At 50.5% G+C, this 23,031-nt stretch carries 21 protein-coding genes and 1 pseudogene; 12 read left to right on the forward strand and 10 right to left on the reverse strand.

Features of this window, described 5'->3' with window-relative positions:
- Window positions 1-53 precede the first annotated feature (53 nt).
- The 3 genes from K3T83_RS04095 to K3T83_RS04105 are packed head-to-tail and all read right to left on the reverse strand — an operon-like array spanning window position 54 to window position 5,819.
- Window positions 54-2,981, reverse strand: a complete 2,928-nt coding sequence (locus K3T83_RS04095) for a CHAT domain-containing protein (RefSeq protein WP_220201704.1) — start codon at window positions 2,979-2,981, stop codon at window positions 54-56.
- A gap of 39 nt (window positions 2,982-3,020) precedes the next feature.
- Entirely contained in the window at window positions 3,021-4,871 is a 1,851-nt protein-coding gene (locus K3T83_RS04100; RefSeq protein ID WP_220201705.1) for a CHAT domain-containing protein, read from the reverse strand.
- A 54-nt stretch (window positions 4,872-4,925) separates the two neighbouring features.
- Window positions 4,926-5,819: an IS982 family transposase gene (locus K3T83_RS04105; protein WP_220201706.1), complete on the reverse strand. Its 894-nt coding sequence runs from the start codon at window positions 5,817-5,819 to the stop codon at window positions 4,926-4,928.
- Window positions 5,820-5,963: 144 nt separating this feature from the next.
- Here K3T83_RS04105 and K3T83_RS04110 point away from each other — a divergent pair, with 144 nt between their 5' ends.
- The gene (locus K3T83_RS04110; protein ID WP_220201707.1) at window positions 5,964-6,155 is read left to right on the forward strand and encodes a hypothetical protein; all 192 of its coding nucleotides are present in this window, start codon (window positions 5,964-5,966) and stop codon (window positions 6,153-6,155) included.
- A 125-nt stretch (window positions 6,156-6,280) separates the two neighbouring features.
- Here the strand turns inward: K3T83_RS04110 and K3T83_RS04115 are convergent, their stop codons facing one another.
- The 4 genes from K3T83_RS04115 to K3T83_RS04130 form a co-directional block, all read right to left on the reverse strand.
- A complete protein-coding gene (locus tag K3T83_RS04115; protein WP_220201708.1) occupies window positions 6,281-7,606 on the reverse strand; it encodes a caspase family protein in 1,326 nt (441 codons plus the stop codon).
- Between the two features lie 389 nt (window positions 7,607-7,995).
- Window positions 7,996-8,220, reverse strand: a complete 225-nt coding sequence (locus tag K3T83_RS04120) for a hypothetical protein (protein ID WP_220201709.1) — start codon at window positions 8,218-8,220, stop codon at window positions 7,996-7,998.
- Window positions 8,221-8,407: 187 nt separating this feature from the next.
- Window positions 8,408-10,594 (reverse strand): tetratricopeptide repeat protein, encoded by a 2,187-nt coding sequence (locus K3T83_RS04125; protein ID WP_220201710.1) that lies wholly within the window; start codon window positions 10,592-10,594, stop codon window positions 8,408-8,410.
- 268 nt (window positions 10,595-10,862) lie between these two features.
- The gene (locus K3T83_RS04130) at window positions 10,863-11,156 is read right to left on the reverse strand and encodes a hypothetical protein (RefSeq protein ID WP_220201711.1); all 294 of its coding nucleotides are present in this window, start codon (window positions 11,154-11,156) and stop codon (window positions 10,863-10,865) included.
- 251 nt (window positions 11,157-11,407) lie between these two features.
- Between K3T83_RS04130 and K3T83_RS04135 the strand changes: the two genes are divergently transcribed.
- The 10 genes from K3T83_RS04135 (at window position 11,408) to K3T83_RS04180 (ending at window position 19,073) form a co-directional block, all read left to right on the forward strand.
- On the forward strand, window positions 11,408-12,016 hold the full coding sequence (locus K3T83_RS04135) for a TetR/AcrR family transcriptional regulator (RefSeq protein ID WP_220201712.1): 609 nt from the start codon (window positions 11,408-11,410) through the stop codon (window positions 12,014-12,016).
- A 105-nt stretch (window positions 12,017-12,121) separates the two neighbouring features.
- A complete protein-coding gene (locus K3T83_RS04140; protein WP_220201713.1) occupies window positions 12,122-12,421 on the forward strand; it encodes a hypothetical protein in 300 nt (99 codons plus the stop codon).
- A 35-nt stretch (window positions 12,422-12,456) separates the two neighbouring features.
- On the forward strand, window positions 12,457-13,521 hold the full coding sequence (locus K3T83_RS04145; protein WP_220201714.1) for a methyltransferase: 1,065 nt from the start codon (window positions 12,457-12,459) through the stop codon (window positions 13,519-13,521).
- A 10-nt stretch (window positions 13,522-13,531) separates the two neighbouring features.
- Window positions 13,532-14,029, forward strand: a complete 498-nt coding sequence (locus K3T83_RS04150) for a hypothetical protein (protein ID WP_220201715.1) — start codon at window positions 13,532-13,534, stop codon at window positions 14,027-14,029.
- A gap of 1,078 nt (window positions 14,030-15,107) precedes the next feature.
- On the forward strand, window positions 15,108-15,494 hold the full coding sequence (locus K3T83_RS04155; protein ID WP_220201716.1) for a hypothetical protein: 387 nt from the start codon (window positions 15,108-15,110) through the stop codon (window positions 15,492-15,494).
- 128 nt (window positions 15,495-15,622) lie between these two features.
- Complete coding sequence (locus K3T83_RS04160; protein WP_220201717.1) at window positions 15,623-15,883, forward strand: hypothetical protein; 261 nt, start codon at window positions 15,623-15,625, stop codon at window positions 15,881-15,883.
- Window positions 15,884-15,954: 71 nt separating this feature from the next.
- The gene (locus K3T83_RS04165) at window positions 15,955-16,965 is read left to right on the forward strand and encodes a zinc ribbon domain-containing protein (protein WP_220201718.1); all 1,011 of its coding nucleotides are present in this window, start codon (window positions 15,955-15,957) and stop codon (window positions 16,963-16,965) included.
- The gene (locus K3T83_RS04170) at window positions 16,962-17,147 is read left to right on the forward strand and encodes a hypothetical protein (RefSeq protein WP_220201719.1); all 186 of its coding nucleotides are present in this window, start codon (window positions 16,962-16,964) and stop codon (window positions 17,145-17,147) included. Before K3T83_RS04165 ends, K3T83_RS04170 begins: the two co-directional genes overlap by 4 nt.
- Window positions 17,148-17,174: 27 nt before the next feature.
- Complete coding sequence (locus K3T83_RS04175) at window positions 17,175-17,576, forward strand: hypothetical protein (protein WP_220201720.1); 402 nt, start codon at window positions 17,175-17,177, stop codon at window positions 17,574-17,576.
- Window positions 17,577-17,771: 195 nt separating this feature from the next.
- The gene (locus K3T83_RS04180; protein WP_220201721.1) at window positions 17,772-19,073 is read left to right on the forward strand and encodes an outer membrane protein assembly factor BamB family protein; all 1,302 of its coding nucleotides are present in this window, start codon (window positions 17,772-17,774) and stop codon (window positions 19,071-19,073) included.
- Window positions 19,074-19,317: 244 nt separating this feature from the next.
- On the opposite strand, the gene K3T83_RS56130 is transcribed toward K3T83_RS04180, so the two are convergent.
- The 3 genes and pseudogenes from K3T83_RS56130 to K3T83_RS04190 form a co-directional block, all read right to left on the reverse strand.
- On the reverse strand, window positions 19,318-20,031 hold the full coding sequence (locus K3T83_RS56130; protein WP_236064811.1) for a transposase: 714 nt from the start codon (window positions 20,029-20,031) through the stop codon (window positions 19,318-19,320).
- A 42-nt stretch (window positions 20,032-20,073) separates the two neighbouring features.
- Window positions 20,074-20,532 (reverse strand): IS110 family transposase, encoded by a 459-nt coding sequence (locus tag K3T83_RS56135; RefSeq protein ID WP_236064812.1) that lies wholly within the window; start codon window positions 20,530-20,532, stop codon window positions 20,074-20,076.
- Between the two features lie 623 nt (window positions 20,533-21,155).
- Window positions 21,156-22,327: pseudogene (locus tag K3T83_RS04190) on the reverse strand (IS3 family transposase).
- Window positions 22,328-22,563: 236 nt separating this feature from the next.
- On the opposite strand from K3T83_RS04190, the gene K3T83_RS04195 reads away from it, so the two are divergent.
- Window positions 22,564-22,986, forward strand: a complete 423-nt coding sequence (locus K3T83_RS04195; RefSeq protein WP_220201722.1) for a DUF3592 domain-containing protein — start codon at window positions 22,564-22,566, stop codon at window positions 22,984-22,986.
- The last annotated feature ends 45 nt before the right edge of the window (window positions 22,987-23,031 follow it).

The raw sequence follows: 23,031 nt of genomic DNA on the forward strand, positions 1-23,031 counted from the left end.
TTTCTTTTGGCTTGTGAAGCCTGTTCAGTAAGTTGCTCCTCCTGATTTTCTGCTCATTTCGATTGCCCCCAGGAATCAATACTGATATGACGAGGTGTTCCACTGATAATAAATGCTGCCCAGTAATAGGGATGGGCATAAGGGCATAAGTTCGGGTTCTCTTTAGCAAGAGAACGATAGCGACGAAGGTAATCGTATAATATTATATCTGTCTGACCTGATCGTTGATAACACTGCTCAACATATTGTTCTACTTCTTGAACATTTATTTTACGCAGCCATAGCTGAGCTTCTCTTAACGCAGCAGCAAAGTCCATTCCTCCTTCCAAGTGATTCTGATAAAAGCGCTCCATCAAGAGTGAAGTAGAAAGATCCGGTACACTCCACAAACTATTTAGCACACAAGGGACACCAGCTATCATGAATCCTGCAGGTATACCCACATATTCCTCTGCGCTGCCTTTAGCTGTATCAATAATCCCTGTCTCACAAGCTGAAAGTGTCACCAAACAAGTCTTGGCGGTGAGTGCGATTTCTCGCTGCAAATCGGCTAAAGTAAGGTGTCCATCCGCGACTATAAGGGCAGATTTGGTTGGATCATCCCAATGGTAATGACCATGGCAAGAGAAGTGAACATAGGTATGTCCACGTATGCCAGTAAGAACGCTCTGCTTTGTTCCTTCTTGTCCTTTTACAACCTGAGAGTTAGCAAAAAGTCTGGCAATAGCCATACCTTCGATTGGTGTAAAGACTAGATCAGAATCTTCCTCAGGATTGATGACAGCATAGAGATCTGGTATCATTCCTGGTATCATCCTTTTTTGAACATGAGCTAACACATCAAGTGATGGTGCATAGCTGATTTGGTAATAATCACACAATCGTTGGGTCGGTGAAAGCAGAGCAGCATGCAGTGGAAAAAGAAATAACTCGGACGAGGGGAGAAAGACAATTTTTTTTATGCTTTGAGGCAATGCTTGAGAGATATTTTGACACAGGTTTTGCCCTAACCATTTAAGGGTGTTGTCCATTGTCTGTTTCCATTCATCAAAATCACCCTTATCAAGGAAACGATTATATGACTTCAGCCACCCGCCAATGACCTTACCGTTGCTATCTTTATGTTGAAAGATGTGCCTCAGTCGAGTTCTGGTGAAATTTAACACCTCTACAGCTTGTACATCTTGATCAGGGCTACGGTATACAATTAAGCTTATGCACCCCTTATCTGTAATGCAAAATGCAATAAAAACGGTTTGTTCATCTGGAATCAAAGACCGAATAGTAGTGATATCGATCGATTGCAAGAAATCTGGAGCATAGATTCGTACACGTTCAATTGCAGCATCCAGGGTTGCATTTGCAGATCGCAACAACTGTTCACGCGTTTTATAGCTCTCTACTAAATCGTTCATCTCACTTAATACTGCTGCGCCTCTTGAAGGCTCTAATATCCGAACCAGAGAGCCAGCATGTTCAAATGCGGCCCATATCTCATCGGGAACCTCCGCAGGACGAGGAGTCCCTAAACGTAAGGTTTCGGATAATAATCGAGTTTTCCCTTGCTCTAAGATAAGCAAAGCTTCTGTTGGCTTCCCCCAGCGAGCGGCAGCGAAAGCAGCGTGACGGTACGTATCAGCATCATCAACAATTTCGGCTGTCTTGCTCTCAGGAGAAAGACCCGCTTGATAGAGCCTTTCTCCCGCCTTTATTGCAATTTGATAGATCTCAAAAGCCATCTGCCAATCTTCTTTAAGAAAGTAGAGGTTAGCGAGATTTCGGTTGACAAGACGACAGAAATATGGGTCGGTCTCTGTTGTCCAGAAGCGTAAAGCTTCCTGATAACAGGTAATTGCCCGACTTAGATTCGTTGCTTGATCCCCTGTTGGTAACTTCGCGTAAACAAGGCCCAAGTTGTTCTGAACCAGAGCATAGTCCAGAGGTGTAGTTTTGGGTTTCCAGAAAAGTAAGCTTTCTTGATAACAGCTAATTGCTCGATTTAGATTTGTGGCTTGGTCACCCGTTGGCATATCGTAGTAGGCAATGCCCAACTTGTTATATACTTCGGCATAGGCAAAGGGAGCATTGTTGACTGTCCAAAAGCGTAAAGAGTCCTTGTAACAAGCAATCGCCAAGTTCAGATTTGTAGTACGGTTACCCGTCGGCATAGAGTGGTAGGCAAAACCAATGTTTGACACAACTCTAGCATAGTTAAAGGGTGCATCCTTAGCTGTCCAGATACGTAAGGCTTCTTGATAACAGGTGATCGCCTGATTCAGATTCGTTGCTCGATCCCCTGTTGGTAACTTCGCGTAAACAAGGCCCAGGTTGTTCTGAGTTAAAGCATAGTCCAGAGGTGCCCTCTGTACTGTCCTAAAGCGCAAAGCCTCCTGATAGTGTTTAATTGCTTGGGTCAAGTTTGCAATGCGATCTCCTGTTGGTAAGGAGTAGTAAGCCAATCCAAGGTTATGATGTACTGCTGCGCACTTCTGTGGCTTAGTTTTTGCCGTCCAGAAGCGCAAAGCTTCCTGATAACATGCAATTGCTTTGGTCAAATTAGCTATCCTGTCACCTGTTGGCATACGGTAGTAAGCCAGTCCCAAGTTAATTTGGATCTCACCATAATAATAGGGTTCAGCTTTTGCTGTCTGAAAGCGTAGTGCCTCTTGGTAGCAGTCAATCGCCCGAGCTAGATTCGTTGCTCGGTTACCTGTCTGAAGTTCAGAGTAAGCCAATCCAAGGTTATTCTGCATGCCAACATATAATTTCGGATTTCTGGAAGGGTGAAAGTCATTCATTGTTATGCAGAGATCTACAATAGACGCAGCAATTAACGGATTGCCTTGCAGCAGTTGTTTTTGAAGCCGTTGTAATTTGATGAATTTTGTCCAATGAGGGTATCTCCACAACATTACTGCAAGAAATAGCAGATCTAGTATAAGAAGGCAGGCTAAAATAATCAATACATGGCTGTATTCCATTTTATACCTCTTTCATATGACCGTTTGTTCCCTCTCAAATTATATAGTTGCCAATGGATCGGCAAAGACAGTGTAGGCGAGCCAAGTTGGATCACCTTCACGCTTAATTATAGAGCGTGCTTCTTGCACTGCTTTACCAATGGGTATACCAGTGAAAAGACGACTATAAAGGGCTCGAGTAAAATCGTAGGCAGGCTTGTCAGAAATCGACCAATATGGGCCGATGAACGCACTAGCTCCTATATGGAGAAATTGTCTGGCCCAGCCACCGATGCCAGTCAACGATAGAGCACTGCGTCCAATCTGGCAGGCATTAAAAAAAATGAAAGGCTTTGCACCCCCTACATTGCTCACGACTCCGCTCAAATCTTCCGGAGTAAGGCTTTCCCGGTTTTCAAGATATATCTCAGATAGGTTTGGGTCTGGTCCATAAAAACTCCCGTGACCAGCAAAATGCCAACCATTGTAAAGACCAGAAGCCAAAGCTTCCCGTAATTCCAAGAATGTGGCAGGCACGCACGTCACATTCCGACCTTTCGTAGCCAGAGATAATAGGTAATCGCGCTCATTTGTAGCAAAAGCTAGTGCAGAATCAGTAGGAACAACAAGAGCAAGATTTGAGAGCTTGAGACTTGGTTTCATAGGAATGCCTGGTAACCAACGCGTTATAGCAAAAGCTTCACAAAAGAAAGGACCCTCCACCACTCGCCCATTTTCTTGTCCGTAAAGCTTGCATAGTTCCCAGGGAATCCACGGCTCTACTGACTGCACTTGCACTGATTGGATGCGGTCCCGTAGTGACCAGAGTAATAACTGCAAATCGGCAGGAATCAGCGATTGAAACAGATGAGTTCCTTTAGCAGCTAATCGCTGGACTGCAATAGCCTTTTCTCTATTTGTATTTAAGGGGAGATGTTCAATTTCGCGGAAGAACTCCTGGAAATGTTGCTGAGCACTCTCTTTGAGGTGTATTGGCCCAAACGGTTTCAAATTCAGCCCTAAGGCCGCATCTTGAGCGGTAAGATGGAAAGTAAATGTTGGCCCATTCTCTCCTGGATACCCTAGAATCAGAAGATGAAGGTCGGGCTGATGGAGATTCACTGCATCCAAAGATCGTTCTTTGCTAAAATACTGCGTCGTTGTGATTGTAGAAGACTCCACAACGGATACGGTCAAATCGATTCTGGCCAGTGGTTGTCCTTTGTGAAAGGCAAATAATCGTATCTGACCGAGACCGGACTCCACTGCTCGCAACTTAAACTGGAAAGGTAATGTTTCCCTTTCGCTGGAAACCACCAACGTGCCTTCACCAGTTCCTTCGAGGACAAGACCATATCTAGGTTGAACAACAAGGTCTATGTTTCCTCCTAATGGCACTGATAAAGGAGACGCAACACCAAAATTTGGTGTTGGAGAGGTAGCAATAGACACCAGAAGTGAAAAAGTTGTATGTATCTGGACCTTTTCAGGAAAGTCAGTAACTAGCGATCGAAATTGTGGGGCCGAATTTTTGAGGTTACCATCTCCATTTCTGCGCAATATTCGTAACTGCGGCGGAACACTTACGTCGAAAAAGCCGAGAAGACGACCGTCTTCAAATATAATACACTGATCAGGAGCATGATCAGCGTCTGTATTACCTTCCAATGCAGGTGTAGCTCTCACTTGGTCCAGTTGGAGCACTTCCTGGATAGAAGAAAGAGGAAGATGGTGTACGAGAATAGCAAGTACTTTCTGGGCAGAAAAAAGATAGTAAGTGCTCGGTAAATCTCCACGATGGACAATCACATGTGAAGGTTTCAATTTTTCGATGAGTTGGCGGCTTTTATCAGCTGACCATGATGCCTGTAGCAAAACAAACGTTGTCATCAATATCTGTTGTAAATTCATTTATACCTCTCCCTTTCTTTTAAAGGTTTTATTTAACGCGACGTGCAAGTTTTCCTAAGCAATCAACCGATCAAATTGAAGGTAAGGAGCGGCCTCTTGCTGGTTCAAAAAAAAGCAAATCGTACGCATCAAAATGCAACGCAACAAGCGATTACGCAGATGCCAGAGATCACGCGCCCACACCCGCTTCATCTGACACCGGTCCGTCAATTGACCAAACACAGTGTCGATGAGATAACGAACCCGCCCCAAAACAGGACTTTGGTAGGCCGCCGCCTTTGGCGAATGCGCGAGGCGGAATGGTGCCTGCAAGACAATTCCCTTCGTTCGCAAGAAAGCTTGTACATCGGGAAGCCAATAGTTGCGATCTCCCAAGACGACACCTGTTGTGCCTTTCAACAAGATCGGCACGATTTCCCCGTCCGCTTCATTGGCCGGGGCCAAAAACACGTGGGTAAGCAGCCCGGGCCAGCTGAGTTGTGCATGCAAACGGAACCCATAAAAGGTTTGTCGATCTGCATGATCTTTCCCATAGCTGGCTTCCCCTCGGAAGCGGACGCACCAGGGCGCTCGCGCAAAACGACAGACAGGAATCGGAACGCTATCCACAATCGACAAGCACTCATCATAGGTGATCCTGGTATCGCGCAAGGCACACCACAGGCGTTCTTTGATCGCCCACAGGTTGGCTGCTTGCCTTACAAAGCTCGTGCGGTGCAAGTCCAAAAGCCCTGGGAAAAAGTGAGGATAATGACGCCGGAAGTAGGCAAACAGGGTTGTATCCTGGCTCAGTCCCAGATAACTCCCGATGATTTCCATCGTGATGACCTCGCTATCCGAAAGCTTGGGCGCTGGGCCTCGTGTGCGCAATCGCTGCTCTTTGACTATCATTGGCATCATCTCGTCAATCACACAAAAACATGTGATAATAAAATCGTCCAAGTTCATGTGGTTTCTCCTCAGAAAGTGGTTTAGGTTTTTTCTGAGAATACCTCATGAGCTTTTTCTTTGGCAAGAGAAACTTGCACATCGCGTTATTTAGAACCATCTGTTATTTAAGAGAAAAATCGGTGAAACAATGGAAGCGGCGTTATGTTTGTCGCTTCTTTGAAGACAAACTTGACGAAAGTGACGGGGTCATCTCTTCTGAAAAAGTCTGTTGCCAACCAGCGCAAGGAGGGATTGCTGTCCCAGTTCGATGAGTACTCTCGCTTTGCCCTTTTCATCATGAATAGCGTCGATTATCCTCTTGGCTTCTCGCCAACAAAGCTTACCTCCTTGTGACTCTTCTGCTCTATAACGTTCGACCTAACTCGATAAGCGCCTTGACTTTGCTTTCTTTAATACTCATTAGAAATGGTGTCAATCACCCGCTTGGCTTCTTGCGCCCGGACTCTGCGGCAAAAAGCTCAGGTCACGTAGCCTAGTCTGAGGGTCTGCTTGTAGTTAATCCAGTCCATCGATGAAAATACGTTCCTGTCCACCCTTCTCGGCGACCTCTTGAAGGACTCTAGGAAAGTCTTCCCCAAGCGCGGCTCGACTCTCGCTAGCCACATACAAGTCCAAGCCATCAGATTACGCAGCAGCGCTACTTGATAATCGGGAGGTGGTGTCAGTGGGATGAAGTGGAAGACCACTCGCTCCAGATTGCCTTGCGCTTGAGATTGTGCCTCGATCAGTTTGGCAATCACACTGCTTTTGCCTTGCCCTGCTTGCCCTGTAATGGTAAGATATCCTCCAGTTGAAAGAAGCGCCTCGATCCGCTTGTGTACCTCCCTCAGTTCCTTCTCACGGCCCACAAAGCTGGCTAAACGATCTTGCAAGAAGCCGGAATGATCTGAGAGCATCGAGCGGAGCCGCTGTTCTCGCTCCGCTTGCCGTGCCGCCTGCTCTCGCCTTTGGCGTTGTTCTTGTGAGAAAGCAAGATAGGTTGCCAGAATCAGACCGCGATTGGCACCAAAGTCGTGCGGCTGCTGCGCGTTCGGCATCACAGCGTTCAAGTAATCAACCAGGCTAGCAAAAGTAATCTGTCCCTGTTCATTGATCGCCTGTTCCTGTTCCCCTCTCAGGGCTGCCAAGAGATGACCCGTGAAGAGGCCATGTCCATCAGCTTCTTTGGCAACGGTTTCTCCTGTGGCCGTGAGTGCCAGGCGCACTCCCCCTCGACGTGCAAGACTCTCGGCTCCAGGCTCCCCAAAATAATAGCGCAACCGATGCTGCAATTCATCAAGATACAGATCAGGAGCGCTGTCTCGAAATCGTCCTGCGTAACAGCAGTCTAGGATGATGAGGATATTTTTCGCACGCTCATGCTCAAAGAAACAACGACGGAGCCACCGCAAGGAAAGCTGCGCGTCTTTATCGTAACGAATCCACGCGGGTTGAAAATCATGGCTGATCAGATACACGTCGTCGAGATTGGCATCGATGAGTATCGCCTCGGCATGCCCACTAAAATAGAAGAGTGCCGTATCTTGCTCACCAAGCGAGGAGATCAGACCTAAGATCGCCTGCTTGATCGCCGAAGTCGGGGCCTGCTCTCCAAGCAGTGGTGCGGCAAACAACTCAAAGCCACACGCCTCACTCTGCAAGACCTGAGCCATCGCCTCTGCATCCTCGACCGCATAGCGCAAAGGCGCTCGGCCAGGAGCAGATGGCCCATTAACCCCGACCACGACGGCCAGCCGTTTCCCTGCTTGCTCCCCTTGTGACGATCCTGTCACCTCATCGGACATTGCTCCTGCTCACTCCTTCGTTCTAACACAGAACATCCCTTTCTGCTTCTGAAACCTGCTCGCATGAACCACTCGGTTTCGAGGAAAACCCATTGTGTACTGTTGTTGCCCAGTATACTACATCAATAGAAGATTCGTATATACTCGTGTATACATAGTCATAGACGAAAGTGACTCGTGCTTCCCAAATGGGAAACGAGCAACTGTGGAGCATGAGGCTGCAACGAGAGGAGAGCGGCTCCTCGCGCAGCCGGTAACTCTCCTCCTTCTGCCCTTGTCACGCTTCTTCCTTCTTGCCCCTGATTTCAAAGCATTTGCAACACAATACTCCGTTTTATTTTCTCGCCCGTAGAGGAAAAGATTGGATGATGAATCTCGATCTGATGACGCTAGGCCAGTAGATCTGCATCGAGGGAAGCGAAGAACAGCAGAATACCCCACAGGTCTTTGATCGACCTGATCTCACTCTGAGGCCACGTGGGGTAGGCTGCCCGACAGCAGATCAAGTGACACCGTTGCCCATGCAGGAGATCCATGAACTGCTGCCTCATCTCAAAGAACTGTTCGCTGTGTAGCAGAGGGAGGCATCTGGCCCTCTTCTTTGTCCTGGTCACAGCTCCCCTTGGTGCCTGGTCCTGAGATCCTTGAACACCTGTGCAGTTCACGTTTTCTCTTGATAAGCGAGAAGGGGAAGCAGAGGAGCAGGTCGCACTGCTCGTGCGCTCGTTCTCCCTCTTTTGAGAGCATGGAGGAGCAAGCAGTGTGCAGAACATCCAGGAGGAGATCTCTTCGTCTCAGGTGTTATGACGAAGGTTCTTGCTCCTGGGAGTTATCCTGCTCGTGTTGAGCAAGCTGTTGCAACATTGTTTCGACATCTCTGTTGGGATACAAGTCGGCCAGGAGAATCTTGTAACTTCTCATCAACTGCTGGGTCACAGGATGCTCCACTCCTAAATACGCACGTAAAATCATGACTGCCCTCTGATAGAGCGGTTCTGCCTCCTGGGAGCGGCCCTGACTCTTATAGAGAGCCGCCAGGTTGTTCAATCTCGTCGCTGTGTCGGGATGGGTGACTCCCAACTGCTCCTCACAAATAGCAAGTGCTCGTTGCATCAACGGTTCCGCTTCCGCGTAGTGTCCCTGGCGATGATAGAGTTCTGCCAGATTGTTCAGGCTCGTTGCCGTCTCGGGATGAGTGGCTCCTAACTGTTTCTCATAGATGGCAAGTGCTCGCTGCAAGAGCGGTTCCACCTCCTGGTACAGACCGCGCTCATACAAATAGTAACCCGTCTTATCGAGCAATCGTGCTCCTTCAAGTGGTGGCTGTGTCAGAACATCCATCCATCTCGCGCTTGTGAGAGCATGGGCAAGTAGCCGCTCACAGCGCGTCCAGCTGCCATGTTCTCCACCAGGAAACACAGCATTCACGGCCAGTATTGCTCGTTGCATCCACTGCTCTCGCTCTTCCCCAGAAAGCACCTCTTGCATCACTTCCTGCACAAGCCGATGCAGCGACACCATTTGGTCCTTTCGTTCAATCAACGAATAACGATGCACCCATCCGAGCGCCTCGTCCAGAGCGAGCGCATCTGGGGGGCGGTCGCTCTGCAAAGAGAGCAAGGCATCCATCACCATTTGTTCGGGGATCTGATCCGGAGCAAGGAAGGAGCAGAAGGTCAACGCTTTTCCTGCCAGATCGTCGTGTGCTTGAAGCTGCTCCCAGGAGAGTCTGAAGGTGATGAAGACCGAAGGATGCTCATGGGCTTCTCCACGACGCGCTAAGAGCTTGGATCGATAGCTTTCGTAGAGGTCCATGTAACGCTGCAAGGAACATCCTGTCTCCGCGATATAGGCTCCTGCCTGATCAAGCGCAAGCGGCAGTCGATCCAAAAGCAGACACAGCTTTTTCGCAAGCGCAACGTCGTCGGTGGTCGCCTCGGTCACACTCGCTTCTCTGGCGAGTCGCTTGGCCCGTCGCAACAGAAAGAGGATGGCCTCTTCCTGAGAGAGCAGAGGCAGCGCCTCATTGTAGGCCAGCGGTTCCGCATCGCGCCTTCGGGTGGTAATGAGAACACTGCCATGATGTTTGCTGGGGACAAAGGTGGAAAGGATCTCTCGTGGATCTTCGACATTATCAAAAATCAGCAACCAACCAGGATGGTACTGCAACCAGGCTTTGATCGCTGCAATTTGCTGCTCGGCTTCTTGCTGTTGTGGCAATCCTAACACCTGCGTTGCGGTCTGGAGCCAGGCAGCAGTTGTGGTCTCCGGTGTCTCAGCAAGCACCCACAACACGGCAGTATAGTCCTGTGCATACCGATGAGCATATTCGATGGCAAGCTGTGTTTTCCCAATGCCGCCTAACCCGCTGATCGCTTGGGGGATCGCAGTGGCTTTCTCCCCTGGAACCAATCGTTGGTGCAATACATCCAGAACATCATCGCGCCCAGTGAAGTAGGGATTACGTGAATGAGGCACATGCCAGAGAGGAGAGAAGGAAGGTGGAAAGATCGCTCGATCTGAAGATGTTGGAAAGGGAACCGATGAAGGTTTTATCCGCCCCTGCTTGACGCCTTCCAGGAGTCGGTCACGTGCCTGTTGTTCCTCCAGACCCACCAGATCAATGCACACAAGAGATCCAAGCAGCCCGCCGATCTCACAGGGATCAATCCGTACGGGCAACACCCGCCTCTCTTTGCCTGCCGGATCACGCCCGAAGGCCGCTGCCCACTGTGCCAGCATCTCCTCAGAAGCCTGGGAAGCCTGAGATAATACGGCCACTGTACGTTTGGCACGCTTGGTGGCCTCGTCCATTGCTTTGACAAGGTTCGATCCAGGGCGCACATCCCAGCCCTGAAAGTGAACGCGATAGCCCGCTTGCTCTAGTTCCCAGGCCATCCATTCGACCCATGCCTGATCCTTGCCGGTGCCTGAAGAGATGATGAAGAAATCGACCGGTCCCTGCTCATTCTGTTGCAGCTCTTTCATATCCTGGCCCTCACAACACGTGGTTCCTGCTTTGTGACTCCTGCTTGAGTATACGCGATTTCCTTTCCACGTACAACTCTATATTGGCTGTATTCTTTACCAAATACCACCTCATATTGATCTTGTGAAACATGGATGAAAAAGATTATTCCTTTCCTCAAGTGCAAGTGTGCAACACACAGCTCCTTTCTTCAGGTGATTTTGCATTTTCCTGGCCTCGATCCTTACTGAGATGACAGAGGATCTCATATACATTGGCTTCGTGGCCCTACTCTAGTTCTCTGGCTTTCTCTTCGGCAGGAGCAATGACCTGCTCTTGCATTGCTGCAAGCAGGTGAGCCACACTCTGATACTGATGGGTTGGTAAAACCCAGTGATACCGTCGTCGTAGATCCTGGAACAGACTATACTCAGCGGTGGTCCCTGCTTGCAGAAGGGGTTGAACAGGAACGATACAGTGAGGAACAAGGCTGGCAACTTCATGGGGAACACTGTTGGGATCAGTCAAATCCACGATGAGAAAGCGTGCAAGGTGGGCCAGGGTCACGACGCTTTCGGTCACATCTCTTGAGGCTGGTTGCTCAAAGTCAAAAACCACAGGAGCATAATTACGTGTGTAGAGAACACCAGCCAAGTAAGAGGATCAACGGAAAGAACCAGAGCGTGAAGTCCTGAAAGGGGTATGGTGCCCCTTGTCAACAACTGTTGACATCGACAAAGGGAGCATCTACAATGAAAGCATCATGACCCGCTCCATTCCCCATAGTTGGGAAGTGTGCCATGTCCAACCAACACGACGAGGAGATTTTCTGAATGGATCAAAAAGAAACCATGCCGACGAAGAGCGCTCGTCCCCGTAATGCTGAGGAGACACGAGCGGACCTGCTGGCTGCCGCCCGCCTGCGGTTTGCTCGTGATGGCTTTGATGCCACTAATCTGCGAGATATCGCTGCCGACGTCGGAGTGAACGTGGCACTCATCCCTCGCTACTTTGGCTCGAAAGAAGGACTCTTTCAAGCCGTCGTGGCTTTTGATCGCAGCAGGCTCGCTCAGGCGATGCAGGGGCCTCCAGAGCATCTGGCCGAACGCCTGCTCAAGAATGCCCTGGGTGATCCTGCAGGGAGAGATCACGACCTCTTTGTGACTCTCTTGCGTTCCTCTGACTATCCTCCCGCAGCCTCGTATATGCGGACACTGCTAGATCTTCTCTCGGCTGATCTTGCCACGCAAACCACTGCCTCCGATGCCGAACTACGTGCTGATCTCGTCGTGGCACTGATCACAGGAATCGTGGTCCTGCGGCGTCTGGTGGGCAAAACGTCCCTCTCCGAAGCGACGACAGAGGCTCTGCTTCCCTCCTTCCAGCACGTGCTCTCAGTTCTTCTCCCTGATGTGGGAGCCGGAGATTTGTCCAACAAGTAAACAAGTGTTGACAAACAGAGAGGAACATGGTATCTTTTACATGTAAACATTTGTTTACTTGTTGGGAGTATTGATATGAGAGACGTTCTGGAAAGGATAGAGGTGATGACTAATTACATGATGGTCAAACAGCAGGTGGCCGACTTTGCTCAATTTCAAGCAGCGTTTGACCAACTGTTGCCAATGCGACAGCGGTATGGCCTGATCGATATCGGCACGTTTCGTGCCGCCGAAGAACCTGATACCATCATCGTGCTCATGGAGGTGACTGATCTCAGGCGCGCCAGGGAATACTGGCATTCGCAAATTCTGGCGGAGGGTCGGAAAAAAGCCAGGGTGGTCGGTCCTCTTGAGGCTGGAACTGATCAGGTCTGGCTCACTGATGGCCCTGTGATTGAGCGTTGACGTATCTGTGCAAAAACTCGAAAGGAGATTTTCGGATGACCACAGAACCGGTTGTATTCCCGCCGATACTCGTTCCACCTCCCAGTGATGATCACCTCATCTGGGAGGTCTGGCTTTCTAGTCAGCACTTCTCAGTGCTCACGGTTACCGAGGAACTCGGCCTGTTTCCTTTGCTGGCACGTTCACCCGCTACAGCTGAAGAGGTTGCCCATTCGCTCACATTAGCATTGAGCAGTACACAAGCTTTACTCGGTATTCTCACCTCTCTCGGTTTTCTGGCGCAGCACCAGAAGCATTTTCATCTTACGGAGGTATCGCGCACCTATCTGCTCCCTGACAGCCCCTACTACTACGGTCCTGCGTTGCATCTGTTTTGTAAGCAGCCAATGGCTCATGAGACCTTACGTGCTGTATTGCAAAACAGACAGACCTTGACCACTTTTGATGAGGAAGTCGGCAATATTGCGGACGCCATGCAAGCGGGGGATATTCCTTCTGCAAGGGCTGAAGCTCTTACACAGGTCGTGTACTGCTATTCTCTTCCGGCAGCTCTTGCAATAGCACAATCAGGGAATTTTGTCGGTGTACGACGACTGCTCGATGTTGGCGGTGGCTCGGGGTGTTTTTGCATCGCTCTCGCTCAACACTATGCAGAGATGAGCTTTTGTATTCTGGAACTCCCTTCCATCTGTCCCATCACCCAACGCTACATCGCTGCTTATGGGTTGGAGCACCGCATCGATACCAGGGCCGCGAACATGTTTCTTGATGCATGGCCAACCGGCTACGATGCAGTCTTCTTCAGTAATATCCTCCATATGTGGGATCGGCAGCATTGTCTGCAACTTGTTCGTCGGAGTTTTGAAATGCTGCCACCTGGTGGTCGCATTTACTTGCATGAAATGCTCCTCAATGAGGCGAAGGATGGCCCTCTCACCGCAACAGACTTCTCTCTGCTCGCGTTCTCGATGTCTCTACAAGGTCAACAGTATAGCGCCAGGGAACTCACAGATCTCTTAAGGGAGGCAGGCTTCACTCTGCCTGATATTACAGCTACTTCCACGTCCTATTCGCTCATTAGCGCATTGAAACCTGTGTGAGGAGAGAACGATGCAAGTGGATATCTATCCAACATTTAAAGCCGCTGTCGTCCAAGCCGCACCGGTCTGGCTCAACCGGGATGCGACCATCGAAAAGATCGAAGCGCTGACGACACAGACGGGGTGTGCAGGAACAGCCCTGGTGTTTTTTTTCAGAATCGTTTTTGCCTGCTTTTCCAGCCTGGAATCTGCTTCATCGCCCTTCGGATCAGCCAGGTTCTTTCCGTCGTCTGTACGACAATGCCTTGTTGATCAAGAGTTCAGCATTTCGGAAACTGGCGGAGATCCCACAACGATGAGTGATCTCCCTCTCTGTGGGCGTCTCTGGTCGTGGCCCATGTCATGCAGTGGCCTGCCTGGGACGCGAGGCGAGCGAGCGAGGCGGGGTGGCTCGTGGTGGACACCGAGACAGGCCGTCATTCCAGAACAAACAGTAGGAAGAGTACAGAGAGCGCAAAACTATCAGCACGAAGCAAGAGGGATGCTCAGGATGGCTCACCACCGCTGAGCACATGTTCTCGACCCGTCAGCAGCCCTCTTGCGCGACTTCCCACCAGCTGCAAGCACGTGGCGAGATGTGGTCTGTCTTGACGATGAGGAATGTTGAGATGGTGTTTTGAGGAGGAACATGCGTATCATCTGACTCGCCCCGAAGTCGCTCATTCCCTCATTCAAGTCACCACCGAACTCGCCGACCAGCTTGGCATTTCCCTTGTTGAAGGGAGAGGCGAAAACGAAGATTGAGCCGAGATCGAGGAGCGCGTCTCATGCGTTCCTCGCCATGTCTGGTTTGCTTCTCGGCTGAAAGGCTACACCTTCTCGGAATGCTCAAGTCGATTCACCCTCTGTCAATCGCGCTGTCATGATCAGCGTGACCCAATGTGCGTGGAGGCTCTGAAGAGAAGCCAGATGTCCCAGACAGGTGAAGTGGGGTGATGCTCTTGCCTCTCCTGGTCTTTCTTGAGCTTGCTCAAAGCTTCCCATATACTAACCATTGCTCTGCTCACTCTCATGCTTCTCCGACTTCACAAAAACGGGGGAATTCCATTATGCTCTAGAGCACCACCTGGTATGAGACCTCCTCATACTTAGATGAGTTCACCTTCTCCAGGTGACTCACAGTTTGCAGAGCCAGTGGCGATCACCAGGGTGCAAAAAAATGACGGACGCTCCAGCATGCCGTCTTCCTGTGACACCCCCCCTCAAAGCTGGGAGGCTGTGTGTCGCAGGCACGGCGAAAGGCACTTCGTCGCATGGGCCTTTGAGCGGTTGCGGCAGGCCATCCTCAAGAGGCATTGGTGCAAAGCGGTGGATCGTCTCCCGTTGCGCATTCGCTTCTTCCTCTCGTCGGAAGCTCCAAAAAGAAGTGCAGAATAGACAATACCCACGATCTTGAAGCACCTACCATAGGAGGAAAGATGTGGGAAAGATGTGGGAGTTATTCATGGTCTCCAGGCAGGCGGGGAACTATACTTGCTTCAGTTTATGCACATGTCTGGCACCTTCCATCTCCCTGGCAGGTGAACCGAGCCTACTTTCCCAATAAAGGAAAGCCAGGCAAGCAAAGAAAGAAAAGGAGAAAATCGATGAAACCAAAGGGTCCTGTCGTTCTCATTGTGGCGGCTGTCCTGCTTGCCACCCTCAGCGTGCTGAGTCTGATCCCCATGCCAGAGATCCCCAATGGTCCTCCGCCAGTTGTCATCTACGGAAGCTACGTGCTGGGAGTAATCGGGCTGATCGCGGTGGTGGGTCTCTGGCTTGCCAAACGCTGGGGTATGCTTCTGACCATTATCGTCTCGGCACTCAGTGCTCTTTCGGCAGCTCCCGGTCTCGTGTTTGCGCCGACAATGGAGCTGAAGGTTGCCGCGACGGTAGGAGTCGTTTTAAGTATTGTGCTGATCGTGCTCGTGTTGCTTCCCTCGGCGCGGAAGGCATATCGGCACGATGCTGAACAGGCAAGCGTGGCACGCTGATTAGATCGGTGTTTTAGACCTTCATCAAGACGGACAAGAGATGTCTTCTCGAAATACATCTTTTACTCTAAGTAAAGAATATTTTGAGAGCGTCTCTCTCATCTGGAGTATGAGAAAAAAGGTTTTCTATGTCTGTTCCACTGATGCTCATAGAATCTATGGTTCTTGTCAGCGTTCCCATCGTCGTTATGAGTCTGCCCATCATGGCAGTACTGTTCTGGATTTCCAGGTTGATACAACCTCCAGAAAAGCGACGCACTTCGTCGCTTGTCGTTGCAGTCGTGATGACCACTCTGGCCGCTATCGCGATCATTATTAATATTCTCTCAAGCGTCTTTCAGCTAAATCCTGCACGTTCGATGTGTGGAAAATGCAAGGCTCACTGCTAGCAAACCTTACTGACGACTTACTGTCATGAAAGCCTTTCTCCTGCTTACTAGTTCTCTGAAGGAAAGAACGTATGTCATCAATGGGAAAACTATGCTCACGCTGTGGGGCGGCACTGCTTGAACATCAGCGTTTTTGTGCCGTGTGTGGAAGTGCTGTGGATGCGACAAGGGGGAACGCTCCCACAGTCGTGACGCCCCCGCCACCACCTGCCTCCTCTCTGCCCTGGAGCCATTCTTCTCTGAATCCGTACTCTCCGCTCTCATCTGAGAGGAGATCAGAGCAGCCAGAACAGTACGCTCCACCGATGCCCGTGCCTGCCCCTTTGGGGAGTATGAGAAGGTCGTCTGGGCGGAGATTGCTCCTCGTGGTCCTGCTGCTTCTCCTGGTCTGTGGAGGATTGACATATGGTGGCTATGTGTGGATGACAGCTACTGTCCAGCGCACCTCATCTACAGATCGGCCATCAGGAACCTCGGTGCCATCGCAGGCAACCAGTGCCGTAAGCACTGCGACTTCAGCAGCGGCTCCGGCGACCACCTCCCCTATGAATCTTTCCGTGACGTTCTCAAGCATCGCGATCACCATTACCAGTCTTGAAAAGATGGGCAATGTGGTGCGCGTGCATCTCAAAGAAACCAACACGACAGGCAAGAGTGTGGGCTATATCTACAATGATGTCGCCCGCCTGATTTTGCCAGATGGAAGCAGCCTTCCTCTGAAAAACTATCAAATTCTCGGTCCGCCAGCTTCTCAGGCGACACAGACGAACTGGCTCGACTTTGAGGTCCCGACAAACACAGCGATGGATGGGCTGATATTGCGACTGGGAGGCAAGGGACAGGCTCTGATGGATATTCCGCTTAAAGAGCATGCCAATATCAGTCAGTATCAACCTGTGACAAGTACACCTAATAAAAGCACAACATATGGAGGAGAAGCCTGGACGATTACGCAGGCGACGCGCAGTTGGAGCAGTGGCGGCACTCAGGCACGTGAAGGGATGCGCTATGTGACGCTGCAACTGACGATTGCCTCGACACAGGATACCATTGGCACTTATTGGGGGACTATGTTCGTTTGAAGACAGGGCAAACAGTCGCTCGACCAACATTGGATGCGACGATTCCGCTCGCGTTTACCGCTGGATCGACCGCCAAAGCGCAGGCCAGCTTCGAGGTGCCACAGGAGAGTACCAACTTTTCCTTTCTCCTGCTAGAGAGAAAGGACTTTCAGCAAGCGAGCATTGATTTTCAGATCGCCTGAGAGGAGAAGCATCTCCGGGGCGAAAGCGTGAAGACACCCTTCACGAGGAGGCAACAAGGAAGCTACGATGAACAATCAACAAAGCACCACCCGCATGCACCGCACCGCGCTGTTAGTCCTGGTGTATGGCGTTTTTTTATCCTGCTCGCGCTCGGAGTGGTCTCGACCTTTATCAAACCCCTGGGTCCATTGGCGTCTATGGAGTATGGGGGGCTGGCGATGAGTTTGATTCCTATCTCCGTGTTCATGAACGCCAGGTTTGCGGAGAAAGTACCAATGAACACCACGCAAGAACCCACGCCAGTACTGTATCGCATCTTGCGAGTCCTGCTGGTAGGCAGTGTGTTCGTCCTGTTTCTCCTCTCGATCCTTGTCTCTGCCCTGCGGTCACTACGAGCCATCGGCTATTTCCTGGGAGCCATCTGTTAGTTCGGGGTCGGCCTGCTCCTTCACTCCGTGTTTGCCAAGATCTTCGGGATACACGACAGACCTACTCTGCGTAGGATTGGACCAGGACGTGCTCGCCTTCTCTTTCTTTCTCTCGGTGGCATATGGTGCTTTCTGGGATTATTGGTAATAGATTCGATGCTGATGTAACTGTGCATCAAAGGAGGACGAACAACCATGCAACAACAACCAGTTCCAATGCCACCCGAACAACAACCATCTGAGCAACAATTACCTTTGCGAGGACGACTACTAGTGCTTCTCAGTGTCCTCCTGGTCTTTCTTATCATTGGTGTGGTTGTCGGCACAACACTCATTCGGAACTCTCTCCAATCCTCAACAGCCAGGGTGAAATGGTCTTTTACCAGGGAACATGAGGCCCTGGACTTTCCCCCAATTGTTGCCAATGGCATGATGTATGCTGGTCTTAGCGATGGCAGGCTCTACGCTCTGGATGCGGCCTCTGGTAGCATAAAGCGGTCTTTCCAGACGGAAGTACTGAAAAAGGAGCTTCTTGCCCCACCCACCCTGGTCAATGGCATCATGTATATCAGCAGCCGTGATGAAACGTTGTATGCGCTGGATACAGCTTCTGGCATCATAAAATGGTCTTTCAAGATAATCCCACAAATTGTCTCGCCTCTGGTTGCCAATGGCCTTGTGTATGTTGGCTCTGCTGTTGGCGGCCCTGACGGCTTCAATCTCACTGCCCTGGATGCTTCCTCTGGCAAGGAGAAGTGGGCCTATCACAATAAACTCAAAGACAGCATCCTCAGCTCCTTTCCAGCGGTGGCAAATGGCATCGTGTATGCCAAGATCTATCGTACACTCTATGCACTGGATGCTTCCTCCGGCAAGGAACGCTGGTCCTACATGCCAGGCAATGAAATTGGACTTGGGTATTTCGCTCCAGTGATAGCCAATGGGACGGTCTATATCAACGCAGATGACTCCTCGTCTCCTAGAAAAGGCTGGATCTTTGCGCTGGATGCTTCCTCTGGCAAGAGACTCTGGTCTTACCCAACGATGAGAAGCACCAGATCACTACAGGTAACGAATGGCATCGTGTACGTAGTTGGTGCTCTCGAGGGTGGAGCGATGCAATTAGAGGCACTCAATGCCCGCTCCGGCAGCAGAATATGGTCCTTTTTGACGCTAAAAAGAGGTGACATTTCTTCGCTCGTCGCAGTTGATGGTATGGTCTATATCTATGACGCGGAGCTTAATACACTGAATGCTCTCGATGAGTCCTCTGGTGTCAGAAAGTGGTCGCGTAACGGCATCTTTTCCTCACCTCTGGTGGTCAATAGTGTTGTCTATGCCAGTTTGCCAAATGGGACATTCTCTGCCCTTGATGCACACGCTGGCAGTCCCAGGTGGTCTATCTCGCAATGGAACAACAACCAGCCGCTAATGGTCAATGGCATCATCTATCTCTTTTCCAAATTCAAGGTATGGGCCATCCAACCTCCGGCATGATGCAAGCACAAGCACAAAGGAGTCCCTCTATGTCAAGCCCTAAACACCCATCGAAAAGGAAATGGGGAGAGAAGCAATGAAGCTGGGAATGCCTTCATCTGAGCAGAAGGAAGTGTATCATGCCGCGTCTGGATGTCAAGCCGCTTTGCTTTCCTTGACACCGCGCCGCTTGCATGATCTGGTGAAGATATGCTCAGGTAAAGGCAAAAAAACAGAGGGTTTTGCCTCTCAAAAGATGCTGTGGTTAGGCAGCGCGTGGAGCATGAGCCTGCCTGGAGGCTGCAAAAATTGCTGGATCATAGGGGGTGTGAGTGGTCCACATGCGATAGAGAATCCGCAGCCATACGTTGGAGAGTGCCAGCAGGGCGACCGAGTGACTCTTGCCTTCTGCCCGTTTGCGTTGATAATACTCGTCGGCCCAGGGTTCCTGTTGCCGGCTGGTGCGGGCAAGCTGATAGAGCGCGTTGCGCAATGGCTTGAGACAGGCATGGCGATGATGAGCCTTGCGATAGTTGCCACTCTGGTAGAGCACGAGGGCGGTTCCTGCCAACGCGGCAAGCTCTTGACATGCCGTGTAGCGGGAGCGGTCATCCCCAATCTCTGCCAACAGCCGAGGAGCCAACCGTTTTCCCGCACCCGGAAGGCTCTCAAAGATCTGACTGTCAGCATGCGTCAAAAAAAGGCGCTCAATCTCCTTCTCATAGGCGGCAATTTGCTCAACCAAGGGCAACAGTTGGGCAATGAGGGCCAGGGCCAACCGCAATTTCGTTCGGGTCGTGATGGCATGAGCCGAAAGGCTGGGTTGCTGCAAGGTTTCATGGATCTTGGGGGCAACCTTACGGACAGTGGGATGTCCTACTTGTTTGAGCACCTGCTCAACCTGAGTAACAGAAGCTGCTTTGGCAGCAACAGAAGTCGGGAACGCTTGCAAAAAGAGCAAGGTCGAGCGCTGTTGCAATTGGCTAAACAACTGCAAAGCGACAGGATAGTAGGTTACGCGTCAGGCTGTGAGTTGATTGACCAGGCGGGTTTGCATGCGCACCAGCGCATCCTGATCGCGGGTGAGGTCAGGGATTTCGGCGATGATCGGGGAGTCGGGGTGCAATTGGCGCAGATCAGCCAGTTCAGCTCGGCCCAATTTTGCCAGCAAATAGGCATCGATCTGATCGGTCTTGGCTCCCGAGGCCGAGCGTCGGTGATCCGCCACCTTCGGGTTGACGGGGTAAACAGTAAAGCCTGCATCCAGCAGAGCGGCAATGAGCAGACCACGATTGGCTTCCACGATGCAGGCCAGTTGGTCTTTTTGTCCTGGTCCGGTCAAGCTCTCCAGAAAGCGCGTCAACTCCTCCAATCCGGCTTTTGTATGGGCAAAGCGTTTCGAGGCAAGCTTGTGACCTGCCTCGTCAATGATGACGAGATCATGGTGGTCATCTGCCCAATCCAGGCCAGCATAAAACATCAGAGAGAACTCCTCTCTGTACAGGAAGGTATAAGTTTCTATGTCATCACAGCCTCAACCCAATCCAACATTCAAGCCTTGCCCCGAATGCGGGGCAGACGGATTGCAGTCGAAGACCACATGACCAGTAGCCATGGAGCCTCTTATATCTATCTTACGCCGATAAGACGCACGCCAAGCTCTTGGAGTCTTTGGAAATCTGATAAGTCCGAAACACTAACGCTCACCTGCTTGCAATGCGGTTATACAGCCTGGTACGCCTTAGAACCACGCAAGCTTCTTCCTGAAGGAGAGTAGTTCATATGAACCAGCACAACGTTCTCTTATGGCCTTTCAGTGGTTTTTATCCAAAGGGAATTCAATCATGACTGATGATCTTCCTCCATCCCACTCGTCTCCTGGAACGCAGCGGATGGCAAGCAGGTCTTCAGCTACTCTGGACATAGCAAAGAGATAGTTGTTGTCATGAGCTTGACCCCGTTTCGTAGAGTCGAGGAGTGTGGAGAACGTCTGAGCGTTCCACGTCTCATGAGTTTGCTTTCGATGAAGAAAACGTAGAGAACGTTACGTTAAACGTTTAAGATACTTTTACTCTATCAGAAAAAATACGTTACGTCAACGTTTTAAACAGTTGTTTCAAGCTCCTTTCTATTTAGCTGCTCATAGGCTACAGGGCTGAGATAGCCGAGTGCCGAATGCCGACGTTTGCGGTTGTAGAACGTTTCGATGTAGTCAAAAATGGACTGCCTGGCTTGGGTCTGAGTTTGGTAGTGGTGTCGATGAGTCCATTCTCGTTTGAGTGTGCCAAAGAAACTCTCCGTAGGGGCGTTATCCCAACAGTTGCCTTTTCGACTCATACTACAGGTGATTCCTGCACTAGCTAAAAGACCTTGATATGCTTGGCTAGTATATTGACTCCCTCGATCTGTATGATGCATCAATCCTGATTTGGGGCATCTTTGGATCAGTGCCATCTTCAAGGCTTTTTCGACCAGCTCCTCATCACGATGCAAGGACATGGACCATCCAACCACTTTCCGCGAATACAGATCCAGGATGATCGCCAGATAGAGCCAGCCTTGCCCCGTCTCAATGCCGGTAATGTCGCCTGTCCATCTGGTGTTTGGGGCAAAAGCATTGAACTCTCGATTCAAGCGATTGTCCGCTACTGGATTCTTATGTGAGCTATCGGTGGTCCGAACCCGGCGACGTTTCTGTCCTGCACTTATGCCTGCCGCTCTCATGAGACGAGCCACATGCTTACGCGAACATTTCACCCCCAGATCGTTCAGTTCCACATGAATGCGCGGACTCCCATAGATCTGCCGATTGTGCTCAAAAATTTGCTGAATGTGTTGCGTGAGTTCTTCGTTCTTCTGCTCACGCTCGCTCTTTGGTCGTTTGCGCCAAGCATAATAGCCACATTCTGAGACGGAAAGTGTTCGGCACATCGTCTTTACCGCATATTCTTGCCGGTGATCTTCGATAAACTGAAACTTCACCGCTATTGTCGTGAAAATATATGAAGCGCTTTTTTTAAAATGTCTCGTTCTTGTTTCACGACTTCCAGTTCGCGTTTGAGGTGGCGCAGTTCTTCGGCCTCGGGTGTTTGATGCCCGCTGCCTGGAAATGCCTGCTCGCCGTGCTCGGAAAACTGCTTACGCCAGTTATGAATGGTGCTGTCGCTTATCCCTAAATCACGAGCGATCTCGGTGATAGGTTTGCCACTGGTCTCGGCCAAGCGTACAGCTTCGATTTTGAACTCTTTCGTGTAGGCTTTTTGTTCTTTGGTCATCTTTCTTCCCTCGTTTGATTGAGTCTAGTATATTCCACATTTCCCGACTCTTTCAAACGGGGGGAAGCTCATCACCTGGTCACCTGATAGGGCACGTGTTGCCTCTTCAGCCAAGGAAACGAACGGCACGGTACACATTTGGGATGCCAGGAATGGCAAACAGCTCTTCATGTATCGAGCAGATCTCAGGCCTTATCCTTATAACACAGGAAGCATTTGAGAAAGGAAAAACCACTATGACCATTCTTCTCTCTATCCTTGGTGTGGGAGTGATGCTTTTCTCTGGAATCGGCTTTCTCGTCATTGGAATACGAGAACACAGACAGCGCGTTCTCATTGCCCGCGAGGGCATCCCGGCCACAGGAACCATTATCGAGCGACGGGTCCTTTCCAGGGAACCCGGTTTTGTCTTCTACACCTTTGACTATAAAGATCGGACCTACACAGGCAAACAGCGCGTCAGCTATGAGCACATGAATCGCATCAACATCGGCGAGCAAGTCAGCCTTCGCTTCCTCCCATCCAATCCCTCCATCGCCTTGCTGTCTGGCGAACGTGAAGACAATCCCTGGACCTGTATGCCCATCTTTTTCGGCTGTCTGTTTCTTGGCCTACTCCTGGCCCTGCCAGTCTGGATCTTGCTTGCCTTCCGCTCGTAAAGCCCCCATGCTCTTTCAGAAGGGGGACACACTAGAATGTAAAGC

The organism is Reticulibacter mediterranei, assembly GCF_016587455.1.